This is a genomic window from Burkholderia sp. Se-20378, from assembly GCF_017104665.1.
Lineage (GTDB): Bacteria > Pseudomonadota > Gammaproteobacteria > Burkholderiales > Burkholderiaceae > Burkholderia > Burkholderia lata.
Map to the genome: position 1 here is coordinate 1 of NZ_JAAGPG010000548.1, position 5360 is coordinate 5360.

The 5360-nt window shown below is 65.6% G+C and carries 5 protein-coding genes; 2 read left to right on the top strand and 3 right to left on the bottom strand.

All coding sequences use genetic code 11. From position 1 onward, the window contains the following. The coding region (locus tag G3N93_RS33355) for a hypothetical protein (protein ID WP_206134868.1) at positions 1-431 on the top strand (431 nt) is incomplete at its 5' end. 150 nt (positions 432-581) lie between these two features. On the opposite strand, the gene G3N93_RS33360 is transcribed toward G3N93_RS33355, so the two are convergent. The 3 genes from G3N93_RS33360 to G3N93_RS33370 form a co-directional block, all read right to left on the bottom strand. Next, positions 582-1052: a hypothetical protein gene (locus tag G3N93_RS33360; RefSeq protein WP_206134869.1), complete on the bottom strand. Its 471-nt coding sequence runs from the start codon at positions 1050-1052 to the stop codon at positions 582-584. 284 nt (positions 1053-1336) lie between these two features. Beyond that, positions 1337-2674, bottom strand: coding sequence for an AAA-associated domain-containing protein (locus tag G3N93_RS33365; RefSeq protein ID WP_174943240.1), 1338 nt, complete (start codon positions 2672-2674; stop codon positions 1337-1339). A gap of 22 nt (positions 2675-2696) precedes the next feature. Next, positions 2697-4454 (bottom strand): ABC transporter permease subunit, encoded by a 1758-nt coding sequence (locus G3N93_RS33370; protein ID WP_174943243.1) that lies wholly within the window; start codon positions 4452-4454, stop codon positions 2697-2699. Between the two features lie 509 nt (positions 4455-4963). On the opposite strand from G3N93_RS33370, the gene G3N93_RS33375 reads away from it, so the two are divergent. Further along, complete coding sequence (locus G3N93_RS33375) at positions 4964-5230, top strand: hypothetical protein (protein WP_027786765.1); 267 nt, start codon at positions 4964-4966, stop codon at positions 5228-5230. The last annotated feature ends 130 nt before the right edge of the window (positions 5231-5360 follow it).

Genomic DNA, 5360 nt, shown 5'->3' on the forward strand with positions numbered 1-5360 from the left:
GCTGCGGGTCGGTCGGCGCGGCGAGCGGCGCACTGGCCGGCGCGGCGACGGGCCTCGTCACCGCGAACCCGGCGGTCGGCGTCGGCGTCGGGATTGCCGTGCAGGCCGCGACCGACGAAGCCGTCCACCGCACGATGAAGCAGCTCCATCAGAACCAGCAGGACGCAATCGCGAAGGTGGTCGGCGGCCTGGCCGTCGGCGATGTGAAGCCGTGGAAGGTGAAGAACACGCTGCCGATCGAAAATGGCGAAGGCGAAGTGCGAGTCACGCGCGCGTACTCGTCGGCGCTCGCGATGTGCAAGGAATTCGCGTTCTCGGTGAAGGACGGTGACAAGGCCGACTGGTATTTCGCGAATGCGTGCCAGCAAGGCACGCACTGGAAGTGGGCGTCGGCGGAACCGGCGGTCGATCGGTGGGGCAATTTGCAGTAAAGACGCAGTGGGCTCCATGCCCGCAGCCCACCCTGCCGCGCTGGACCGCGACGATCCATCGTCGTGACATACGCGCCTGAAGTCGCACACCCTGCCGTTGATCCCGGCGGGCAGCGCATCGTCCTCCGGATTCCGGAAAATTGATCCGGCTCAGCGGACCGCTTGCGCGATCAGATCGCTCAGGTAGCGCTCCAGCACGCTGAACCTGACGATCGACGCATTCCGCCTCGCCGGATGCGGACTCGACGCAGCCCTGACCTCGACTGGCAAATCATCCCTCAGCCACATCTCCGGAATCTGCAGCCTGGCATACGTTCCGCCCGCGATGTCCTCCAGAACCATGTGTCCGCGCCACGGATACTCGCCGAACAAGCCGGCCCGCGCGCTGACGAACATGAGGGCACGCTCCCCGACCGCCAGCGGCACGTTGCCCCAGGTCGGCGGACCACCGACGAACTCGATCTCCGCCCCGAGATGGTCCGGTGTGATGCCCTTTCCAGCGGAATAGATGTGTTCGACCTTCGCGTGAAAAACGTGCGGCCGTGGAGAATCGACAACGGATACGCGCACCAGATCGTACTGTTGCGCCGCGATGGCATACGGCCCCTTCTTCTCGCTCATGGGTGCCCTTTGAATCGCTGACGAGGTTCGAAGGCATCGAATCGGCGATGCAATCGAAGGAATTCGTTGCACCAGCCTCCGGCATCGTGCCCGTCGGCGCATCAGCGATGCGCGTCGCCGGCAAACGCCCGGACGCGACCAACTCAGCGCCTTCTGCTCTGCCAACGAACCCGGGCGCCCATTGCCGGCGCCACGGACAAGCCGCGTTCGCATTGACTCGAAGCGGCCGAACGAAACCGCGCAGCCGGCATTCAGGCGATACGCGCCCGAATGCCCCGCCGACTTCAGGACTCGACGTCCTCGAGACTGAAAATCTCGGTCTGGTCGTTGTACGAGAAGATCTCGCCGTAACGGCCCCAGTCGATCACCGCGTCGAGTGTCTCCTCGGCGGCGCCGTCGGACAGGAAATCCTCCAGCTCCTGCTCGAAGCGCACGCGCGGCGCGCGATGGCCCGGGCGTTCGTTCAGCACCTTCTTGATCCGCGCGGCCAGCGGCACATGCTTCAGCAGGTGATCCGCGAACATCAGCTTGCGCTCCTGCGTGCCGAATTCCGCGAACACGCGCCCCGGCGGCGTGAGGAACACGTCCCCTTCGCGCACGTCCGCGAAGCCGAGGTACTGCAGCACTTCGGCGATCGGAAACAGGTCGTCGACCTCGAGGTGCAGCGTGCGTGCGATTTCCGGCATGTCCGCGCGACCGTGGTACGGCGCCATCGCGAGCGTCTCGATCAGGCCGGCCATCAGGTTGGTCGACACCTGCGGCAGCCAGCTGCCGAGCTCGAGCCCCTTCTTCGTCGCCTCGCCGGTCTGGCGGGCCGTCATCTTCGCGTAGATGTCGTCGACGAGCTTGCGGAACGCCGGGTCGAGACGGTTGCGCGGATGCTTGAACGGCACCTTGATCTCGGCGATCACGCGGCCCGGGTTCGACGACAGCACGAGGATCCGGTCGCACATGAACACGGCTTCCTCGATGTTGTGCGTGACGATCAGCACCGACTTGATCGGCATGCGGCCTTGCGTCCACAGGTCGAGCAGGTCGGTACGCAGCGTTTCGGCCGTCAGCACGTCGAGTGCGGAGAACGGCTCGTCCATCAGCAGGATCGTCGGATCGACGACGAGCGCGCGCGCAAAGCCCACGCGCTGGCGCATGCCGCCCGACAGCTCGCGCGGATAAGCGTTCTCGAAGCCGTCGAGACCGATCAGGTCGATCGCGGCGAGCGCACGTTCGCGCCGCTCGCGTGCGCCGACGCCGAGCGCTTCAAGGCCGGCTTCCACGTTCTGCAGCACGGTGAGCCACGGGAACAGCGCGAAGGTCTGGAACACCATCGCGACGCCTTCGGCCGGGCCGTCCAGCGGCTTGCCGAGATAGGTCACTTCGCCGCCGGTCGGCTCGATCAGGCCGGCGATGATCCGCAGCAGCGTCGACTTGCCCGAGCCGGAGCGGCCGAGCAGCCCGACGATCTCGCCTTCGCGCAGCGACAGGTTCGCATCGTCGAGCACGAGCAGCTCGCCCTGCGTCTTGTTGAAGCCGCGACAGACGTGATCGACGCGCAGGATTTCCTCACCGAGGCGCGGCGGCTGGTTCGTCTGGACGGGGGCGTTTACAGCATTCGGATTGTGCATCGCGTTTCGCTCTCAATCGGTCTCAGTCGAGCCGCAGCTTCGCTTCGGCGAAGGCATACAGCGGACGCCACAACAGGCGGTTGAACAGGGTGACGAACAGGGACATCACGGCGATGCCCAGGATGATCTTCGGAAAATCGCCGGCGGCGGTGGTCTGCGCGATATACGCACCGAGGCCGTGCGCCTCGATCTTGGTATTGCCCCACTGCACGGCTTCCGACACGATGCTCGCGTTCCACGCGCCGCCTGATGCGGTAATCGCACCGGTCACGTAGTACGGGAAGATGCCGGGCAGGATCGCCTGCCGCCACCACTGCCAGCCACGGATGCGGAAGTTCGTCGCCGCTTCGCGATAGTCGTTCGGGTAGGACGTCGCGCCGGCGATCACGTTGAACAGGATATACCACTGGGTGCCGAGCACGATCAGCGGCGACAGCCAGATATCGGGGTTCAGGTGGAAGCGCGCGATCACGATCACGAACGCCGGGAACAGCAGGTTCGCCGGGAACGCCGCGAGGAACTGCGCAAGCGGTTGCAGCTTTTCGGCGAGCTTCGGGCGCAGCCCGACCCACACGCCGATCGGCACCCAGATCACCGACGCGATCGCGATCAGCACGACCACGCGCAGCAGCGTGATGAGCCCGAGCACGAGCACATGGCCGACCTCGGCCATCGTCACGCCGGTCGACACGAAGCTGACGACACGCCACACGATATAAGCCGTGCCGATCAGTACGAGGATCGCCCACGTGATGTCGACCGTGCGCGACGCCTTCTTCTCGACTTTCGGCAGCGAGAAGCGCATCGCGCCCGACAGCGGCAGCCGCAGCGGAATCCGCGCGGCCTTCGCGAAGAACCAGCCAGCCGGCACGAGCAGCTGATGAATCAGGCGCGTGCGGCGCACGAGGTCGAGCAGCCAGGATTGCGGCGCATCGCCCGACGCGGTGTTTTCCATCCGGAACTTGTCGGCCCACGCGATGAGCGGGCGGAACAGGAGCTGGTCGTAAGCGAGGATCACGACGGTCATCGTGAGGATCACCCAGCCGATCGCACCGAGGTTCTTGTCCGAGATCGCCTGCGCGAGATACGCACCGATGCCCGGCAGCGTGATGGTCTGGTTGCCGACGGTGATCGCTTCCGACGCGACGACGAAGAACCAGCCGCCCGACATCGACATCATCATGTTCCAGATCAGGCCCGGCATCGAGAACGGCACTTCGAGCTTCCAGAAGCGCTGCCACGACGTCAGGTGGAAACCGCGCGACACTTCGTCCAGGTCGCGCGGCACCGTGCGCAGCGACTGGTAGAAGCTGAACGTCATGTTCCACGCCTGGCTCGTGAAGATCGCGAAGATCGCCGCGAGCTCGGCGCCGAGCACGCGGCTCGGGAACAGCGCGAGGAAGAACGTGACCGTGAACGAGATGAAACCGAGCACCGGCACCGACTGCAGGATGTCGAGGATCGGGATCAGCACCATGCCGGCACGCCGGCTTTTCGCGGCGAGCGTGCCGTAGATCAGCGTGAACGCAAGCGACGCGATCATCGCGGCGAGCATCCGCAGCGTGGTGCGCAACGCGTATTCGGGCAGGTTCGACGGGTCGAGCGAGATCTTCTGCGTCTGCAGGGTGCCGATCGGCGCCATCGTTTCGTGGAAACCGACGACCGCCATCGCGATCAGGCAGATGATCAGCGGAAACGCGATGAAATCCCACCGGTTCGGCAGGACGCGCCACGCGGACGCGTTGGCGGTCCGGTTCGGATTGAAGAATCCGACGTCCATCAGGCGCTCTCCCCGGTTAGGCCGAACGAAGCCGGCAGTCGATGTTGATTCATGGCAAAGCGCACGGGTGCGGTAATTCGATTGACTGACGATCGCGCGCGAGCGCGGGGCGCCGTGCGTGCATGCGCTGCCGCGCCCCGGACGAGTCGGCCCGCGACGGCACGACACTACACCAACCTGTATTTCAGGTACAACCGTCCGGGAACGGCGCAGGCGGCGCACGGATCGTGCCTGGCGCGCGGGCGGATGGCGGGTGCGCGGGTCGAGCAGCCCGGCCGCAGTCTTTCGGCCAGCATGCAGGCCCGAATTATGCCGTGATCCGGCCCGGCCGGGAACCCGCCAGCCGCACGCGCGTGCAAACCATGTCGGGCGTCACCAGCCGGATACGACTAAGCGGGTATGATCAGGGCTGGCCCTTGTGGTCTGTTGCGGACGGTCCGATGGCAACGCATGCGCGTGCCCGATGCCAACAGGCCCTGAGGATCGATCGACGAGCGGGAGGAAAGGGAATGGCAGGAAACTTGGTGATCGTCTGCCGCGATCAGGATGCCGACGCGTTCTACGAATTGATGCAGGAGTACGGGTCGTTCCAGACGCGGCTGTCGTCGACGGCGTGGTACCTGAACATGAACGTCGTGCCTGAATCGCTGCAGGAAGAAATCCTGGAGCGCCTCGGCCGGTATACGACCGTCTACATCTTCGAGGCCACCAGCGTGACCTACAACACCATCGACAGCAACGCGGCCGAGACGCTCGGCACGCTGTTCGGCGAATGATGCCACGCGGCGCCGGCCCGGCCGGGCTGGCGCCGCAGCCGCCTATGCGGCCTGTGCGTGGGGTTCGTCCTTCGGCACGACCTCGAACGGGAACGTCATCGCGACGCGCAGGCCGCCTTCGGGGCGGTTG

Coding starts and splice junctions, on each gene's coding strand:
- G3N93_RS33360 (WP_206134869.1), bottom strand. CDS start 1,052: ATGAGCGAGAAGAAGGGGCCGTATGCCATCGCGGCGCAACAGTACGAT.
- G3N93_RS33365 (WP_174943240.1), bottom strand. CDS start 2,674: ATGCACAATCCGAATGCTGTAAACGCCCCCGTCCAGACGAACCAGCCG.
- G3N93_RS33370 (WP_174943243.1), bottom strand. CDS start 4,454: ATGGACGTCGGATTCTTCAATCCGAACCGGACCGCCAACGCGTCCGCG.
- G3N93_RS33375 (WP_027786765.1), top strand. CDS start 4,964: ATGGCAGGAAACTTGGTGATCGTCTGCCGCGATCAGGATGCCGACGCG.